Source organism: Streptomyces sp. NPDC006551 (assembly GCF_040611675.1).
Classification (GTDB): Bacteria; Actinomycetota; Actinomycetes; order Streptomycetales; family Streptomycetaceae; genus Streptomyces.
Genome location: NZ_JBEXOT010000034.1, coordinates 63,647 through 78,183 on the forward strand (window position 1 = coordinate 63,647; position 14,537 = coordinate 78,183).

At 70.1% G+C, this 14,537-nt stretch carries 12 protein-coding genes and 1 pseudogene; 8 read left to right on the top strand and 5 right to left on the bottom strand.

Going from position 1 to position 14,537, the window contains the following annotated elements; all coding sequences use genetic code 11:
• Nucleotides 1-31 precede the first annotated feature (31 nt).
• The 4 genes from ABZY12_RS25615 to ABZY12_RS25630 form a co-directional block, all read right to left on the bottom strand.
• Nucleotides 32-754 (bottom strand): HAD family hydrolase, encoded by a 723-nt coding sequence (locus tag ABZY12_RS25615; RefSeq protein ID WP_356894182.1) that lies wholly within the window; start codon nucleotides 752-754, stop codon nucleotides 32-34.
• 10 nt (nucleotides 755-764) lie between these two features.
• A complete protein-coding gene (gene gltX / locus ABZY12_RS25620) occupies nucleotides 765-2,243 on the bottom strand; it encodes a glutamate--tRNA ligase (protein WP_356894184.1) in 1,479 nt (492 codons plus the stop codon).
• Nucleotides 2,236-3,021 carry a fumarylacetoacetate hydrolase family protein gene (locus ABZY12_RS25625; RefSeq protein WP_356894186.1) on the bottom strand — a complete coding sequence of 262 codons (786 nt, stop codon included), beginning with the start codon at nucleotides 3,019-3,021 and terminating at the stop codon, nucleotides 2,236-2,238. The genes gltX and ABZY12_RS25625 overlap by 8 nt, the downstream gene beginning before the upstream one ends.
• A gap of 226 nt (nucleotides 3,022-3,247) precedes the next feature.
• Nucleotides 3,248-3,436 carry a hypothetical protein gene (locus ABZY12_RS25630; RefSeq protein ID WP_356894188.1) on the bottom strand — a complete coding sequence of 63 codons (189 nt, stop codon included), beginning with the start codon at nucleotides 3,434-3,436 and terminating at the stop codon, nucleotides 3,248-3,250.
• A 572-nt stretch (nucleotides 3,437-4,008) separates the two neighbouring features.
• On the opposite strand from ABZY12_RS25630, the gene ABZY12_RS25635 reads away from it, so the two are divergent.
• The 8 genes from ABZY12_RS25635 to ABZY12_RS25670 all read left to right on the top strand — a co-directional run bounded on the left by ABZY12_RS25635 (nucleotide 4,009) and on the right by ABZY12_RS25670 (nucleotide 14,441).
• A complete protein-coding gene (locus ABZY12_RS25635; protein ID WP_356894190.1) occupies nucleotides 4,009-7,719 on the top strand; it encodes a nitrate- and nitrite sensing domain-containing protein in 3,711 nt (1,236 codons plus the stop codon).
• Between the two features lie 9 nt (nucleotides 7,720-7,728).
• Complete coding sequence (locus tag ABZY12_RS25640; RefSeq protein WP_030325548.1) at nucleotides 7,729-8,142, top strand: roadblock/LC7 domain-containing protein; 414 nt, start codon at nucleotides 7,729-7,731, stop codon at nucleotides 8,140-8,142.
• A gap of 128 nt (nucleotides 8,143-8,270) precedes the next feature.
• Nucleotides 8,271-8,678 (top strand): DUF742 domain-containing protein, encoded by a 408-nt coding sequence (locus ABZY12_RS25645; protein ID WP_356894192.1) that lies wholly within the window; start codon nucleotides 8,271-8,273, stop codon nucleotides 8,676-8,678.
• Nucleotides 8,659-9,249, top strand: coding sequence for an ATP/GTP-binding protein (locus ABZY12_RS25650; protein WP_356894194.1), 591 nt, complete (start codon nucleotides 8,659-8,661; stop codon nucleotides 9,247-9,249). Before ABZY12_RS25645 ends, ABZY12_RS25650 begins: the two co-directional genes overlap by 20 nt.
• A 339-nt stretch (nucleotides 9,250-9,588) precedes the next feature.
• Nucleotides 9,589-12,801: a nitrate- and nitrite sensing domain-containing protein gene (locus tag ABZY12_RS25655; protein WP_356894196.1), complete on the top strand. Its 3,213-nt coding sequence runs from the start codon at nucleotides 9,589-9,591 to the stop codon at nucleotides 12,799-12,801.
• Nucleotides 12,802-12,808: 7 nt separating this feature from the next.
• Nucleotides 12,809-13,222: a roadblock/LC7 domain-containing protein gene (locus ABZY12_RS25660; protein ID WP_005311461.1), complete on the top strand. Its 414-nt coding sequence runs from the start codon at nucleotides 12,809-12,811 to the stop codon at nucleotides 13,220-13,222.
• Between the two features lie 93 nt (nucleotides 13,223-13,315).
• A complete protein-coding gene (locus ABZY12_RS25665; protein ID WP_356894198.1) occupies nucleotides 13,316-13,879 on the top strand; it encodes a DUF742 domain-containing protein in 564 nt (187 codons plus the stop codon).
• On the top strand, nucleotides 13,860-14,441 hold the full coding sequence (locus ABZY12_RS25670; protein WP_050791473.1) for an ATP/GTP-binding protein: 582 nt from the start codon (nucleotides 13,860-13,862) through the stop codon (nucleotides 14,439-14,441). The genes ABZY12_RS25665 and ABZY12_RS25670 overlap by 20 nt, the downstream gene beginning before the upstream one ends.
• Nucleotides 14,442-14,443: 2 nt before the next feature.
• Here ABZY12_RS25670 and ABZY12_RS25675 read toward each other — a convergent pair.
• Nucleotides 14,444-14,537: pseudogene (locus tag ABZY12_RS25675) on the bottom strand (family 1 glycosylhydrolase); the annotation flags it as partial.

The following is a 14,537-nucleotide window of genomic DNA, read 5'->3' on the forward strand; positions in this document are numbered from 1 at the left end:
TCGGCTTGCTCCCCTCGGCGCAGGAAGAACATTACCCGAAGGTGTCCGGCGCTCCAAAACGGGTATCGCGCCGCAGCAGCGCGGGGAGCTGGTGGAGGTCCGTGATGCGGGTCAGCTCGGGTCTGCCGCCGCTGCCCGCGCGGTCCAGCCAGATGCCCGTGAGCCCCGCCTCGACCGCCCCGCGGGCGTCGATGTCCGGCTGGTCACCGACGTACGCCACCTCGTTCGGGGCGAGCGCGAGCGCGGCGCAGGCCGCGTGGAACGCCTCGGCCGCCGGCTTGGCGACCCCCAGTTCGGCGGCGCAGACGACGGCCTCGAAGCGGTCTCGTACACCGAGCACGCGCAGCTTGCGGTCCTGGTTGTGGATGCTGGAGTTCGACAGGACGGCGTGACGGTACTCACCCGCGAGCAAATCCAGGACGGGGACGGTGTCGGGGAAGAGCTCCCAGGCGGACTCGTAGTGCGTGATGTACCGCTCGAACCAGCCGTCGGCCTCGGCGGCGGTGAGAGCGGGCGCCCCCAGGAAGTCACGCACCCGCTCGCGCCGCTGCTCCTGGAAGTCGACCCCGCCGGCCTCGAACCGCCGCCAGTGGACGACGGTGAGCTCCTGCCAACGGACGAGGGCCTGGTCGACGGAGTCGAATCCGTCCACCAGGCCCTCGGCCGTGAGATGGTCGCGCATGCCGGTCAGGTCGGCGCGGGCGTAGTCGAAGATCGTGTCGTCGATGTCCCACAGGACCGCGCGGATCGGCATACCGCCGAGATTACGCCGCCAGCTTCGCCAGCGCCGCGTCGATGCGGGCCAGGGTCTTCTCCCGGCCCAGGATCTCCAGGGACTCGAAGAGCGGCAGGCCGACCGTGCGGCCGGTGACCGCGACGCGGACCGGGGCCTGGGCCTTGCCGAGCTTGAGGCCGTGCGCCTCGCCCGCGGCGAGGACCGCGTTCTTGAGGGACTCCGGGTCGCTCCAGTCGGCGCCGTCGAGCTTCTCGCGGGCGGTGGTGAGCAGCGCGGCCGGCTCGCCCTTCATGGCCTTGTCCCACGAGGGCTGGTCGAAGACCGGCTCCTTGAGGAAGAGGAAGTCGACGTTGGCCGTGATGTCCGACAGGACGGTCAGGCGCGTCTGAGCGTGCGGGGCGATGGCCTCCCACGCCGCGCGGTCGAAGTCCTCGGGGGCCCAGTTCGCGTGCGGGGCCCGGAGCCAGGGCGCGCAGGCCGCGGCGAACGCCTTCACGTCCAGCATGCGGATGTGGTCGGCGTTGATCGACTCGGCCTTCTTGAGGTCGAAGCGCGCCGGGTTGGCGTTGACGTCGGCGATGTCGAACTTCGCCACCATCTCGTCGATGGTGAAGATGTCCTGGTCGGCCGAGAACGACCAGCCGAGGAGGGAGAGGTAGTTCAGGAGGCCCTCGGGGAGGAAGCCGCGCTCCCGGTAGAGGTTGAGGGAGGCCTGCGGGTCGCGCTTGGAGAGCTTCTTGTTGCCCTCGCCCATGACGTACGGCAGGTGACCGAAGGCGGGGATCTCCTTGGCGACGCCCAGCTCGATCAGCGCCTTGTAGAGCGCGATCTGGCGCGGGGTGGAGGACAGCAGGTCCTCGCCGCGCAGCACGTGGGTGATCTCCATCAATGCGTCGTCGACCGGGTTGACCAGGGTGTACAGCGGGGCACCGTTGGCTCGCACGATGCCGTAGTCCGGGACGTTGTCCGGGGTGAAGGTGAGCTCGCCGCGGACCAGGTCGGTGAAGGTGATCGGCTCGTCGGGCATCTTGAACCGGACGATGGAGTCGCGGCCCTCGGCGCGGTAGCGCTCGATGCGCTCGGCGCTCAGGTTGCGGCAGGTGCCGTCGTAGCCGGAGGGCTTGCCGGCCAGGCGGGCGGCGTCGCGACGGGCCTCCAGCTCCACGGCGGTGCAGAAGCAGTGGTAGGCGTACCCGCCGGCGAGCAGCTTCTCGGCGACGTCCTTGTAGATGTCCATCCGCTGGGACTGGCGGTACGGCGCGTGCGGGCCGCCGACCTCGTCCGGGCCCTCGTCCCAGGTGAAGCCGAGCCAGCGCAGCGAGTCGAGCAGCTGCTGGTACGACTCCTCGGAGTCGCGCGCCGCGTCGGTGTCCTCGATGCGGAAGACGAACGTACCGCCGTGGTGCCGGGCGAAGGCCCAGTTGAAGAGGGCGGTCCTGACCAGGCCCACGTGGGGGTTGCCGGTCGGGGAGGGACAGAAACGTACGCGGACGTTCGCGTTAGCCACGCTTGATCACCTTATTGGTGAGAGTGCCGATGCCTTCGATGGTGACGGCGACCTCGTCGCCGACGTTGAGGGGGCCGACCCCGGCGGGAGTGCCGGTGAGGATGACGTCGCCGGGAAGCAGCGTCATGGCCTCGGTGATGTGGACGACCAGGTCCTCGATGGAGCGGATCATGTCGCTCGTACGACCGAGCTGGCGCTGTTCGCCATTGACCGTGGCCTGGATGGTGAGGTCGCTCGGGTCGAGGTCCGTCTCCACCCAGGGGCCGAGCGGGCAGCTGGTGTCGAAGCCCTTGGCCCGGGCCCACTGCTTCTCGCGCTGCTGGGCGTCGCGGGCGGTGACGTCGTTGGCGCAGGTGTAGCCGAAGACGACGTCCTTGACGCGCTCGCGCGGGACCTCGCGGCACATGCGGCCGATGACGACGGCCAGTTCGGCCTCGTGGTGCAGCTCGTTGGAGAAGGAGGGGTACTCGATCGCGTCGCCGGAGCCGATCACCGAGGTGGTGGGCTTGAAGAAGGCGACGGGGACATCGGGAACCTCGTTGCCGAGTTCGGCGGCGTGCTCCGCGTAGTTGCGCCCGATGGCCACGACCTTGTTGGGCAGCACGGGCGGCAGCAGCCGCACCTTGCTGAGCGGCACCTTGGTGCCGCTCAGTTCGAAGTCCGTGTACGGAATGCCCTTGATGATGTCGAGGACCAGGCCGCCGGACTCGACGGTTCCCTCGCCCTCGACGGCGCCGAAGGCGACATTGCCGTCGATGGAGAATCTGGCGATGCGCACGAGTGCTGTCGCCCCTCACTTGCTACTGGCTGGAGTCTGACGCTCCAGGCTAACGCGGGGAGGGGCGGCGAAGGTGAGCCGAAGGGGCGCGCGGGCGTCGAGAGGGAGACCGCGCACAGGCGGCGAGGAACGAGCCGCCGAGCACGGCCGACCGTCGACGCACGCACAATGCGCCCTGGAGGCGAACCGAGCCCAAAAAAGAAGGGGAGAGCGACTGCCTGCCGTACTACTCTGCGGGCTGGAGGGCCTCGGGGGCCGTCATGAGGATCGTGCGGCGCGGGTTGGCCGTCTGGGCGGGGAGTTCGATCGTGTGCTCCCGCTGCGCGCCGCGGGTGAGCTGCTCGGCGTCCTCGAGGTGCGCGAGCGTGGTGCGGCGGGGGTTCGCCGTGGAGCGGAGCAGCATCGTCGTCTTCATCGCGAGTGTCAGACCTCTACAGAGTGGCGGTGGGTGTAAAGCGTCAGGCTAAACGCCCCATTCCCTTCGAATGCATGGCTCAGGCAACGATCTAGGTGTGAGTTTGCTCACCACTGAGCGGGCAAATCAGGCATTACGGGCCACTCTCGAGGGCCCTCGAAACGGACATTGCGTAGCTGAACGCTCCATTCCGCTCCTGATCATCGCGACTGGGACACTCGCCCCGCGTAAGCCTTTGGAGCTAATAAGTCCGATTCCTCCATGATCATGTTCTACATGGGGTGACAAGATGTTCACCGGTTGTTATGCCATAGGTGGCCCGAGACGCGGCTCTTGTTGGAGATCCGGCACTGTGCTGGAATTCCACGCACCGCGCGGGTTTCAAGCCGGCGCGCTGGGGCGCAACGCAGCGCCGGGTGAGCGGCGGGAAGGGGGATCTGCGCCGGTCACCGACGACCACCATGGGGCGCATTCGTGTCCCACGACGCCGACACCGTCCGCTCCGCTCACGCGGAAGGACGCCTGGTCCAGAGGTTGCGACGCTAGTGCAGGGACGTTTCAAGAGGGATGGCATGGGGTCCCCCCAGGCCCGTCAGGGCCGAGGGGATGCTGCGGCGGAGCAGGAGCGCGCTGCCGGGACCGACCGCGGTTCCTCGGCCCAGCACGCCCAGAACCAGGCGCAGGGACCGGCCTCCGACGGTGGTGACGGCGCCGCGCGCAAGGGCGCCGCGAAGCCTGCCGCCGAGCCCGGGGCCGTGCCCCAGCTGAAGGCCGAGGTCGACGCCGGGCCGCGAATAGCCCTGCGCAACTGGCGCATCTCGACGCGCCTGGTCGCTCTGCTGACCCTTCCCGTGGTGGCGGCCACCAGCCTCGGCGGCATCCGTATCAGTGAGTCGCTCCAGGACATGGAGCAGCTGGAGCACATGCAGCTGCTCACCAAGCTGACCAAGGACGCGACGAAGCTCGCCCAGGCCCTCCAGGAAGAGCGCGACCTGTCCGCCGGTCCGCTGGCCAACAGGAAGTCGGCCAGCGACTACCAGGTCGCCAACCCTCGCAAGACGACGGACCGCGCTCAGAAGGCGTTCATGGACGCCACCGCGGAGATCCCGGCGTCCGAGGGCGACGAGGCGCTGCAGGGCATCCGCCAGAACGTCAGCCAGATCGCGTCCCAGGTCGTCCTGATCGGCGGCATCCGCCAGGACGCCTACAAGCCCGGCGTCGCCCACTCGGTGACGGTCGAGGCGTACAGCCGGCTGATCCGTTCGCTGCTGAGCCTCTCCCAGGACATGGCGCAGGCGACCAGCAACCCGGAGATGATCAAGCGGACCCGGGCGCTCGCCGCGTTCTCCTCCGCCAAGGAGTACGCCTCCATCCAGCAGGCGATCATCGCCGCCGCGCTCCCCTCCAGCGACAGCAAGCCGGGCAAGCTGGAGCCGGGCGACCGCCTCTACGGCTACGCCGCGCAGCGCGGCGAGAACGTCGAACTCAAGGCCTTCTCGTCCATCTACGAGTCCGCCGGCGGCGACGCCGACGATCTGACCGCCCCGCTGACCACCGGCAACCCGTCGATCGACGCCGCCGACAAGTACGCGGACCGGGTGCTGAGCAACGACTCCGGTATGGAGAGCCGCACCCCCCGCGGCCACCTCAACTTCACGGACGAGTACGGCACCAAGCTCGAGACGATGAGTCTCATCGAGGCCCACCTCCTCGGTCAGATGGAGGAGAAGGCCCGTGAGCTGCGCCAGGAGTCGCAGCGCGAAGCGATCATCAACGGTGCCCTGATCGTCCTCGTCCTCGGTGTCTCCCTCATCGGCGCCTTCGTCGTGGCCCGGTCCATGATCCGGTCGCTGCGCCGGCTCCAGGACACCGCCACCAAGGTCGCCCAGGAACGTCTGCCCGAGCTCGTCAAGCAGCTCTCCGAGGCCGACCCCCAGGACGTCGACACCTCCGTCGAGTCCGTCGGTGTGCACTCCCGGGACGAGATCGGCCAGGTGGCCGCGGCCTTCGACGACGTGCACCGCGAGGCGGTCCGCCTCGCCGCCGAGCAGGCCCTGCTGCGGGGCAACGTCAACGCGATGTTCACCAACCTCTCGCGCCGCTCCCAGGGTCTGATCCAGCGTCAGCTCTCGCTCATCTCCGAGCTGGAGTCCCGCGAGGCCGACCCGGACCAGCTCTCCTCGCTCTTCAAGCTCGACCACCTCGCCACCCGCATGCGGCGTAACGGTGAGAACCTCCTCGTCCTCGCCGGTGAGGAGCCGGGGCGTCGCTGGACCCGCCCGGTCCCGCTGGTCGACGTGCTCCGTGCCGCCGCCTCCGAGGTGGAGCAGTACGAGCGCATCGAACTGGCCTCCGTCCCGGCGACCGAGGTCGCAGGCCGGGTCGTCAACGACCTCGTGCACCTCCTCGCCGAGCTGCTCGAGAACGCCACGTCGTTCTCCTCGCCGCAGACCAAGGTCCGGGTCACCGGTCACGCGCTGCCCGACGGCCGCGTGCTCGTCGAGATCCACGACACCGGCATCGGCCTCTCCCCCGAGGACCTCGCCGCGATCAACGAGCGGCTGGCCTCGCCGCCCACCGTGGACGTCTCGGTCTCCCGCCGCATGGGTCTGTTCGTGGTCGGCCGTCTGTCCCTGCGGCACGGCATCCGGATCCAGCTGCGCCCGTCGGACTCGGGCGGCACCACCGCACTCGTCATGCTCCCCGTCGACGTCGCCCAGGGCGGCAAGAAGCCGGCGCCCAAGGCGGGTCCCGGCGGCCAGGGCGCGATGCCGCAGGGTCCCTCCGCTCCCGGCGGCCGGCTTCCCGGCGGCCCCGGTGCGGCCGGTGGCCCCGGCAACGCCGGTGGCGGCCGTCCGGGTCTCGGTGGCTCCCCGTCCTCCGCGGCCGGACTCCTCGGCACCGGTGCCGGTGCGGGCGGCGCGCGTGGCCAGGTCGGTGCCGGCAACGGTCCGCGGGCCGCGCTGCCCGGCCGTGACGGTGCTCCGCAGGGTCAGGGCCAGGGGCAGCACCAGTCCCCCGCGCCCGCTCCGCAGTCGGCCCAGACCGCCCAGATGCCGCAGGTGCCCGCGGAGCCGCAGCGCCCCGGCCTCGGCGGCGGCGGCCTCGGCGGCGGTGCCCAGCGGGCCATTCCGTCCCGTACGGACGTCTGGGGCGGCCAGGGCACCAAGAGCAACCAGAACAGCCAGGGTCAGTCCCCGCAGCCGCAGCAGCACCAGGGCCAGCAGGGCCAGGGGCAGCAGGGTGGCGGCCGTCCGGGCCAGAACCCGCGCGCCGAACTCCCCGGCGGCGCCCCGCAGCAACAGCGCCCGCAGGCCGCGAGCTGGGGCAACGACCAGGCGCAGCCGGTCCGCCGCCCGCAGCAGGAGCCGTCCCCGCTGGACGCCCCGCGCGGCCACGAGGAGCCGGAGACCACCGGCCGGTACGCCCGTCCGGCGTCGCCCCAGGCACCCGGTTCCACCGGCCAGTTCACGGGCGCGGACTTCGGCGACCGTCAGCAGGCTCCCCAGCAGTCGCCCCAGGCGTACCAGCCCGCGGCGCAGGACCCGGCGTCCACCGCCCAGTTCGCGCGCCCCGACTTCGGCGCGCAGCAGCAGGCACCGCAGGGCTACCAGCAGCAGGCACCGCAGCAGCAGGGCCCGGCCCCGCGCCGGGGCGGCTCCGACTACGGCGCCCCGCGCCCGGCCGGAAGCCTGCCCCAGCAGCCTCAGCAGTCTCAGCAGCCCCGGCCGCAGCAGCCCCGTCAGCCCGAGGCCCTGCCCCCGGCGAGCGGATCGGGCGACGGCCGTACGCCGCTGTACGACACGCTGGAGACCAACTGGTTCCACGGTCAGGCGCAGGAACAGGGCCGGCAGGACGGCGGCCGGGTCCCGGACGCCGAGCAGACCATGCAGACCCCGGTCGTGCCGCAGCAGCCCGCTGCCCCGGCGCCGCGGCGTCCCGCCGCCCCCCAGGGTGGCGGCGACGGCGGTCAGCAGGCCGCCACCGCCTCCTGGCGGACCTCCCCCAATGACGAGTTGGTGCGCCAGGCCGAGCGGGTGCGCAAGCCCGCGGCCGGCGGTGTCACCACCTCGGGGCTGCCGCGGCGAGTGCCGCGCGCCAACCTCGTACCCGGGACCGCACAGGAGCAGGCCCACACGGCCGGCCCCCAGGTCTCGCGTGCACCAGACGACGTCCGCGGCCGGCTCACCAATCTGCGCCGCGGCATCCAGCAGGGCCGTCAGGCGGGCAACTCGACCACGGGTTCCTTCCCTCTCGGCCCGACCCACCAGCAGGAGCGTTAGTTGAGCGCGATGAGCCAGGCGGCGCAGAATCTGAACTGGTTGATCACCAACTTCGTGGACAACACCCCCGGGGTGTCCCACACAGTGGTGGTCTCCGCCGACGGCCTGCTGCTGGCCATGTCGGAAGGGTTCCCCCGTGACCGTGCCGATCAGCTGGCGGCGGTCGCTTCCGGTCTGACCTCGCTGACCGCGGGCGCGTCCCGGATCTTCGAGGGCGGCCCGGTCGCACAGACCGTCGTGGAGATGGAGCGCGGCTTCCTCTTCCTGATGTCCGTCTCCGACGGTTCCTCGCTGGCCGTGCTCGCGCACCCGGAGTGCGACATCGGCCTCGTGGGCTACGAGATGACGCTGCTGGTCGACCGGGCCGGCAGTGTCCTCACCCCGGACCTCCGTGCGGAGCTCCAGGGCAGCCTGCTCCATTAGCCCCGCACCGACGGTGCGGTACGCCCCTCCGTACCGCACCGGGCACACACACCGTCCGGCCGCCCCCATTCGGCCCCCCACCGGCCCCATCAGACGGCAGACTTCTTGCTGTCACGCCCGGAGGATTCATGACCCCGCCCCCCGCCTCTCACGATCCGTACGGCGCCTCACTCGACGAGTCGTACGGATATGAGGGCGACCAGCCGCTGGTACGTCCGTATGCGATGACCGGCGGCCGGACCCGGCCGCGTTACCAGCTCGCCATCGAGGCGCTGGTCAGCACCACGGCCGACCCGGCGCACCTTGCCAGTCTGCTCCCCGAGCACCAGCGGATCTGCCACCTGTGCCGTGAGGTCAAGTCGGTGGCCGAGGTCTCGGCGCTCTTGTCGATGCCGCTCGGTGTCGCCCGGATCCTGGTCGCCGACCTGGCGGAGGCGGGCATGGTGGCGATCCACCAGCCGGGCAACGGAGAGACCGGCGGCACGCCGGACGTGACACTGCTCGAAAGGGTGCTCAGTGGACTTCGCAAGATCTGACGGCGGTACCGGCTCCCAGGGCCGGGCGACCACCAGCGCCAAGATCGTGGTGGCGGGTGGCTTCGGCGTGGGCAAGACCACGTTCGTCGGCGCCGTCTCGGAGATCGACCCGCTGCGTACCGAGGCCGTGATGACCTCGGCCTCGGCCGGCATCGACGACCTGACGCACACCGGGGACAAGACCACCACGACGGTGGCGATGGACTTCGGCCGCATCACGCTGGACCAGGACCTGATCCTGTACCTCTTCGGTACGCCGGGCCAGGACCGCTTCTGGTTCATGTGGGACGACCTGGTCCGCGGTGCCATCGGCGCCGTCGTGCTCGTGGACACCCGGCGGCTCGCCGACTGCTTCCCCGCGGTCGACTACTTCGAGAACAGCGGCCTGCCGTTCGTCATCGCGCTGAACGGCTTCGAGGGCCACCAGCCGTACACTCCGGACGAGGTCCGCGAGGCGCTGCAGATCGGTCCGGGCACGCCGATCATCACCACCGACGCCCGGCATCGGGCGGACGCCAAGGGCGCGCTGATCACGCTCGTGGAGCATGCGCTGATGGCACGACTCAAGTAGGCGAACGCATACGGCAGTTGTCGTACGCCCTGCTGAGGGCGGCCTGTGTCCTTTGACACGGTCCGCCCTCGCGTTCATAACGTTTCGACAGAGAATTGGTGCGCCACGGACACCCGACGCATCCGTTCGGTACCACTGTGCTCACATGAGCCCCGCCTTTTGGCGGGGCTCGTTCTTTATGCCCGTTTTATCTTCGGCCTGGAGCTCTGAAAGCGCCCGCTCAGCGCTGTTTGGAGGGGACCCCCTTCACGTGCTGCAATTCATGAACTCCCGAGTAGTACGGCCCTGACAGAAACACCGGCACAACGTAGGTGCCGACGCCGAGAGGTTGTTGGTCGAGTGAGGCGAAGCAAGGAAAGCTCCGCGGAGCAGCAGGCGCGAGGCAACTTCACACCGCCTGCGCGCACGGTGGCGTCTCCCGCCGACCTGGCCGCGGCGCCTGTCGCGCCTCCGGCCGGCAGCGGCAGCTCCAGCAAGCTGTCCCCGCGCAACTGGCGCGTACCCACCAGGCTGAACGCGATCCTCCTCATACCCGTGCTGGTCGGCCTCGTCATGGGCGGCTTCCAGGTGAAGGGGTCGATCGACACCTGGCAGGAGGCGCAGAACGCCGAGAAGACGGCGCTCATCGTGCGTGCCGCCTCGGAGTACAGCCAGGCTCTGCTGAACGAGCGCGACCTCACGGCCGCCCCGCTCCTCAAGGCCACCTCCGCGAAGGACCGCGAGAGCGACGAGGTCACGCAGGCGTACGCCGCCAGCGACGCCGCCGCGGTGAAGTTCGAGGAGGCCACCAGGAACATGCCGGAGGGCGAGGGCCTCGAGCGCCGCCTGAAGCTGTTCAAGGACAAGGAGCCGAACCTCAAGAAGCTGCGCGAGGTCGCGTACACCAAGGCCATGGACCCGGTGCAGACCCAGCTCGGGTACACCGACGTCCAGCACTACCTGATGGAGTTCTCCAACGAGCTCGGGCTCGGTACGGGCAACATCACCAGCTACGGCCGTACGGTCTACGCCATCCAGCTCGCCAAGGCCGCCGAGTCGCTGCAGCGCTCGATCGGCATGCAGCTCCTGGTGCGCCCCAGCCAGTCGGACGCGGTCTTCGCCCAGCAGTCGGTGGCGTTCAACTCGTACAACTACCTGGAGCAGATCGCCCTCGGCGAGTACCAGTCCGGCGGCACCCAGGCCGACGTGGACCGCCTGAAGCAGGTCATGACCCAGAAGGCCACCGAGGGCGCCAAGAAGCTCGAGGCCGCCGATCTCGACCCGCCCAAGGGTGACGACGGCTCGGTCTACACCGGGATGGCGAAGGCGATCGGTTCGGCCAAGGACGCCGACGCGATCGAGGACCTGCGCAAGAAGCACGTCACCCCCGAGACCTGGATGGGTGCGGCCACCGCCAAGTTCGACGGCTACACCGAGGTCGAGAAGGAGCTCGTCGACAAGGCCGTGAACGAGGCCTCCGCGATCTCCGACGACGCCAGGACGGACGCCTTCCTCAACGGTGGCATCGTCGTCATCGCGCTGCTCACCGCGTTCATCCTGGCCGGAATGATGGCCCGGCAGATGAGCCGCTCGATGCAGCAGCTGCGCACCGCCGCCTTCGGCATCGCCGAGCAGCGTCTGCCGATGCTGGTCGACCAGCTCTCCCGTACCGAGCCGGGCCGGGTCGACACCCGCGTCCAGCCCATTCCGATCGACTCCCAGGACGAGATCGGCGAGGTCGCCCGCGCCTTCGACCAGGTCCACCGCGAGGCCGTCCGGCTCGCCGCCGAGCAGGCCATGCTCCGCGGCAACGTCAACGCGATCTTCACCAACCTCTCGCGCCGCAACCAGTCGCTGATCGAGGGCCAGCTGACCCTCATCACCGACCTGGAGAACAACGAGGCGGACCCGGACCAGCTGGAGAACCTCTTCAAGCTGGACCACCTGGCCACCCGTATGCGCCGCAACGGCGAGAACCTCCTCGTCCTCGCCGGCGAGGAGCCCGGCCGCCGCTGGGACCAGCCGGTGCCGCTGGTCGACGTGATGCGCGCCGCCTCCTCCGAGGTGGAGCAGTACGAGCGCATCGAGCTGGCCGGTGTCCCGGAGGCCGAGATCCACGGCCAGGCCGTGACCGACCTCGTGCACCTGCTCGCCGAGCTCCTGGAGAACGCCACCACGTTCTCCTCGCCGCAGACCAAGGTCCGCGTGACCGCCACCCGGCTGCCCGACGGCCGTGTGATGGTCGAGATCCACGACAAGGGCATCGGCCTCACCGCCGAGGACTTCGCGGACATCAACCACAAGCTGGCGAACCCGCCCACCGTGGACGCCGCCGTCTCGCAGCGCATGGGCCTGTTCGTGGTCGGCCGGCTGGCCGACCGGCACGGCATCCGGGTCCAGCTGCGCCCCTCGGGCGAGCAGGCCGGTACGACCTCGCTGGTCATGCTGCCGGACGCGATCACCCACGGTGGTGGCGGCGAGGCGCTGCCGCAGGACGACTTCACCGTCTCGCAGATCATCCCGCAGCAGCAGGCTCAGTCCTTCGAGCCCGTGCAGCAGCCGATGCGGACCGCGGCCGAACTCGGCTTCGACGACTCGCGCTACGAGCAGCCCGGGGAGGACCGGCAACTCGACCCGGTGAACCGTTCGCTGCTGCGCGAGGAGCGGCGAGCCGCCCTCGAGGCGCAGGCGCAGGGCGGCGACCGTCCGCTGTTCCGGGACGAGCTCGACCCGGAGCAGCAGGGGTACGTACAGCACGAGCAGGAGCAGGAGTACGCACCGGAGCAGGGGTACGTACAGGAGTACGCACCCGACTTCGGTCAGCAGGCGCAGCAGCACGGCGGCTACGACTACCCGCAGCAGGGCTACGACGAGTACGCCCAGCCCGTCGGCGACTACGCGCAGCCCGCGCAGTCCGGCTATGCGGAAGCCGCCTACCAGGGTCAGGACAACGGTCAGGCGCAGTACGACGGCTCCTATGACGCCCAGCCCCAGCAGGGCGAGTGGGCGGATCAGAGCGCGTACCAGGGTGGCTACGAGCAGCAGTACCGAACGGAAGCGGAATCTGCTCCGGGCGCTCCCGAACAGGCTCCTGACCGCGTAGGCTTCGACCGTCCGGGTCCCACGCCGAACCCGGCCCCGGACGCCGGCCACGCGCTGACCGACGCCGGTCTGCCGCGCCGTGGCAGCACGGCCGCGCAGGCGCCTCAGCCCGCGCAGCAGCCGCTGCCCACGCGGTCGGCCCAGCAGCCGGCGCAGCAGGACGAAGCCGACGGTTCCGAGGAATGGCGCTCGACCAATGACGAGCGCTGGATGCGGGCCGAGAAGCTCCGCGAGCCGAAGGCGGGCGGGGTCACCTCCTCCGGCCTTCCGCGGCGGGTCCCGAAGGCCAATCTGGTCGAGGGGACGGCGGAGCAGACCCCGCAGGGCGGCCCCCAGGTCTCCCGCGCCCCCGAGGACGTGCGAGGCAGGTTGAGCAACCTGCGTCGTGGCGTCCAGCAGGGACGCACCGCGGGAACGGACACGAACGGATCGGGCCTCGGCCCGGGCAGTACCTACAACCAGGAGCGTTAGTGTGAGCATGAGCCAGGCGGCGCAGAATCTGAACTGGTTGATCACCAACTTCGTGGACAACACCCCTGGGGTGTCCCACACGGTGGTGGTCTCCGCCGACGGACTCCTGCTGGCGATGTCCGAGGGTTTCCCCCGGGACCGAGCCGACCAGCTGGCGGCCGTCGCCTCCGGACTGACCTCGCTGACCGCGGGCGCGTCCCGGATCTTCGAGGGCGGTGCGGTCAACCAGACCGTCGTGGAGATGGAGCGCGGCTTCCTCTTCATCATGTCGATCTCGGACGGCTCCTCGCTGGCCGTACTCGCGCACCCGGAGGCGGACATCGGTCTCGTGGGCTACGAGATGGCGCTGCTCGTCGACCGTGCGGGCAGCGTGCTGACTCCTGACCTCCGGGCGGAGCTTCAGGGAAGTCTGCTCAACTAACAGACAGACAGTGCGTATCTCGCCACCGCACCGTAAGGTGCGGTGGCGCGGCTCCACAGGGACATGGACCGCGAGGCAGTCGGAGGAGGAAACGTGGGAACACCCCCGGGCGGACGCCCTTACAACGGTTTTGACGCGCAGCAGCCGCACGGAGACACCGCGCAGAACCGGTTCAACTTTCCCTCCGCGCCGAGCAGACAGGGTGTACAGCAGCCCTATCAGCAGCCGCAGGCCCAGCCGTCGCCCGTGAGCGCGCCGAGCACGCCGAGCGCGCGCCGCACGAGCGGTTCGGGTGGCTCGGGCGGTTCGGGTGGTCACAACCCGCTCGTGCGTCCTTACGCGATGACCGGCGGCCGGACCCGGCCGCGTTACCAGCTCGCCATCGAGGCGCTGGTCAGCACGACGGCCGATCCGTCCCGGCTGCAGGGGCAGTTGCCCGAGCACCAGCGGATCTGCCGGCTCTGCTTCGAGATCAAGTCGGTCGCCGAGATCTCGGCGCTTCTCTCCATCCCCCTCGGCGTTGCCCGGATTCTCGTCGCCGACCTGGCCGAGGCCGGACTTGTCGCCATCCACCAGCCCGGCGGCGACGAGGCCGCCGGCGGTCAGCCAGACGTGACACTGCTCGAAAGGGTGCTCAGTGGACTTCGCAAGCTCTAGCGGCGGCGCGGCCCGTTCAACCACCAGCGCGAAGATCGTGGTGGCGGGTGGCTTCGGCGTGGGCAAGACCACGTTCGTCGGCGCCGTCTCGGAGATCAACCCGCTGCGTACCGAGGCCGTGATGACGTCTGCGTCGGCGGGCATCGACGACCTCACGCACACCGGCGACAAGACGACGACGACTGTCGCGATGGACTTCGGCCGTATCACCCTGGACCAGGACCTGATCCTGTACCTCTTCGGTACGCCCGGCCAGGACCGCTTCTGGTTCATGTGGGACGACCTGGTCCGTGGCGCGATCGGCGCCGTCGTCCTGGTCGACACCCGGCGGCTCGCCGACTGCTTCCCGGCTGTCGACTACTTCGAGAACAGCGGTCTGCCGTTCGTCATCGCGCTGAACGGGTTCGACGGCCACCAGCCGTACAACCCGGAGGAAGTCCGCGAGGCGCTCCAGATCGGCCCGGACACCCCCATCATCACCACCGACGCCCGCCACCGCGCGGACGCCAAGAGCGCGCTGATCACGCTCGTGGAGCACGCTCTGATGGCCCGCCTTCGGTAAGCCACGAGCCGGTCGTAGAAGTCCAGACCCGCTCCGTTGACCGGCCCGTCACCGCCCGGCACGACGCGCGGCCAGGCGACGGACAGACGGTACGCG